This is a genomic window from Rhodobaculum claviforme (assembly GCF_016653255.1).
GTDB classification, from domain to species: domain Bacteria; phylum Pseudomonadota; class Alphaproteobacteria; order Rhodobacterales; family Rhodobacteraceae; genus Rhodobaculum; species Rhodobaculum claviforme.
In genome coordinates, this window is sequence record NZ_NHSD01000019.1 from 1 (window position 1) to 2,657 (window position 2,657).

2 protein-coding genes are annotated in these 2,657 nt (G+C 72.1%); both read left to right on the top strand.

The features are described 5' to 3' along the window. Nucleotides 1–1,148, top strand: a 1,148-nt coding sequence (locus CCR87_RS00260; protein ID WP_201155340.1) for a COX15/CtaA family protein, incomplete at its 5' end; no start/stop codon positions are given. Next, entirely contained in the window at nt 1,145–2,623 is a 1,479-nt protein-coding gene (locus CCR87_RS00265) for a carboxypeptidase M32 (protein ID WP_201155341.1), read from the top strand. The genes CCR87_RS00260 and CCR87_RS00265, both read left to right, overlap by 4 nt. Nucleotides 2,624–2,657 lie beyond the last annotated feature (34 nt).

The window sequence follows — 2,657 nt, forward strand, 5'->3', positions numbered from 1 at the left end:
GCAGCATCTTCGAGGATGTCGGCGCAGCAAGGGGCACCGCGCCCCGCCCCGCTCCGGCCCCGGCGGCCCGCCGCGACGGATCGCGCCCCGCCGTGCGCGGGTTCCTGATGGTGCTATTCGCGCTGGTGGCACTGATGGTCGCGGTGGGCGGGCTGACCCGGCTGACCGGCTCGGGGCTGTCGATCACCGAGTGGCGGCCGCTCAGCGGCGCGTTGCCGCCGATGAGCGCGGCCGACTGGGCCGCCGAGTTCGACCGCTACCGCGCCATCCCGCAGTATGACATCGTCAACCGCGGCATGACCCTCGCGGAGTTCCAGGTCATCTACTGGTGGGAATGGGGGCACCGGCAGCTGGGCCGCCTTGTGGGGGTGGTCTGGCTTGTGGGTCTGGCGTGGCTGGCGCTTACGCGGCGCATCCCGCGCGGCTGGGCGCTGCCGCTGGTGGGGATCGGCGCGCTGGGCGGGCTGCAGGGTGCGATCGGCTGGTGGATGGTCGCCTCGGGGCTGGGCGAGGGGATGATCGCCGTCGCCTCGTACCGGCTGGCGGTGCACCTGGGGCTCGCGTTCCTGATCCTGGGGCTGCTGGCGTGGTGGATCCACGCGCTGGGGCGCACGGGCGCGGGGCTGATGCAGGCGCGCAGGCTCGGCAGCCCGGGCCTTGCGCGGCTGGGGGGCGTCCTTGTGGCGCTGGCGTTCCTGCAGATCGTGCTGGGCGCGCTGGTGGCGGGGATCGGCGCGGGCCGGGCCTATGCCGACTGGCCGCTGATGCACGGCGTGTTCTTTCCGCCCGAGGCGCTGGACATGGCGCCGCTGTGGCGCAATTTCGTCGAAAACCCCGCCATGGTACAGTTCACCCACCGCATGGCGGGGTATGTGCTGCTGGCCGTCGGGGCGCTGACATGGGTGCTGGCGGGGGCCTCGCCGCACCGGGCCACGCGGGGCGGGCATGACCTGATGATGGCCGTGCTGACCGCGCAGGTTGCCCTGGGCATCGCCACCGTGATCTGGGGGGCACCCTGGCATCTGGCGATCGCGCACCAGCTGACGGCGGTGCTGCTGTGGGTGGTCATCCTGCGCGCCCGTTTCCTCGCGCGGTATCCCCGCGTCCAGTCCACCATCGGCCATTCCACCACCGGGAGAACGGCATGACCGCCTTTGACGACCTCATGGCCCACCAGCGCGACACCGAGGCGCTGGGCCAGATCCTCGGCCGGCTGCACTGGGACCAGGAGGCGATGATGCCCCGCGGTGCCTCGGTCCAGCGCAGCGAGGAGATCGCCGCCCTGACCGCCGTGCTGCACGCCCGGCGCACCGATCCGCGCATGGCCGACTGGCTGGCGCAGGCCGAGGCGCCCGACGACGCCGGCGCCGCCGCGCTGCGGCTGATCGCGCGCGCCCACGCCCGGGCCACGCGCGTCCCCGGGCGCCTCGCGTCCGAGATCGCGCGCGCCACCTCCATCGCCCAGGGCGTCTGGGCCGAGGCCCGCGCCCGCGACGAACCCGCGCTGTTCCTGCCCAGCCTGGCCGAGGTGCTGGACCTCAAGCGCGAGGAGGCCGCGGCGCTGGCGCAGGGCACCGACACCGCCCCCTATGACGTTCTGATCGACGATTTCGAGCCCGGCGCCACGGCGCAGGGGATCGGCGCGATCTTCGACCGGATGCGCCCGCGCCTCGTGGCGTTGCGCGCGGCCGTGATCGACGCGCCCCACCAGCCGCCCACCCTGCGCGGCCATTTCGACCGCACCGCGCAGATGCGCCTGGCGCGCGAGATGGCGGGGGTGTTCGGCTATGACTTTGCCCACGGCCGCATCGACGAGGTGGTCCACCCCTTCTGCTCGGGCGGCGGGCAGGACGTGCGCATCACCACCCGCACCGCCGAGGATGACCCCTTCAACTGCCTTTACTCCACCATCCACGAGACCGGCCACGCCGCCTATGAGCAGTCGATCGCGCCCGAGTACCGCCTGACGCCGCTGGGCCACGGCGCGTCGATGGGCGTGCACGAGAGCCAGGCGCGGATGTACGAGAACCAGCTGGGCCGCTCGCGCGCCTTCTGCGGCTGGCTGCACGACCGCATGACGGCGGAGTTCGGCGACCTGGGCCTCGGCGGCGCGGACGGATTCTACGGCGCGGTCAACCGCATCAACCCCGGCCATATCCGCACCGAGGCCGACGAGGTTCAGTACAACCTCCACATCATGCTGCGCTTCGATCTGGAGCGGGCGCTGGTGGCGGGTGATCTGGCGGTGGCCGATCTGGAATGCGCCTGGAACGACCGGTTCGAGGCGGATTTCGGCTATGGCGTGCCGCGCGCGTCGCTGGGGATGCTGCAGGACGTGCACTGGTCGCTGGGGCTGTTCGGATATTTCCCGACCTATGCGCTGGGCAATGTCTATGCCGGGTGCCTGCATGCGGCCTTGCTGCGCGATGTGCCGGATCTGGACACGCATCTGGGCGCGGGCGATCCGGGGCCGGCGACGGACTGGCTGCGCACGCATCTTCAGGTCCATGGCGGCCTGCGCACGGCGGGGGACACCATCCGCCATGCCATCGGCACCGATCCCGATGAAGGGCCGCTGCTGGACTATCTGGAGGCGAAGTTCTCGGCCCTCTACCGCCTCTGAGGGCGGAAGGTCTCGGGGGCGGAAGGTTTCGGGG

Excerpts from the sequence above, each read along its gene's own strand:
- CCR87_RS00265 (WP_201155341.1), top strand. The coding sequence starts at position 1,145 with ATGACCGCCTTTGACGACCTCATGGCCCACCAGCGCGACACCGAGGCG.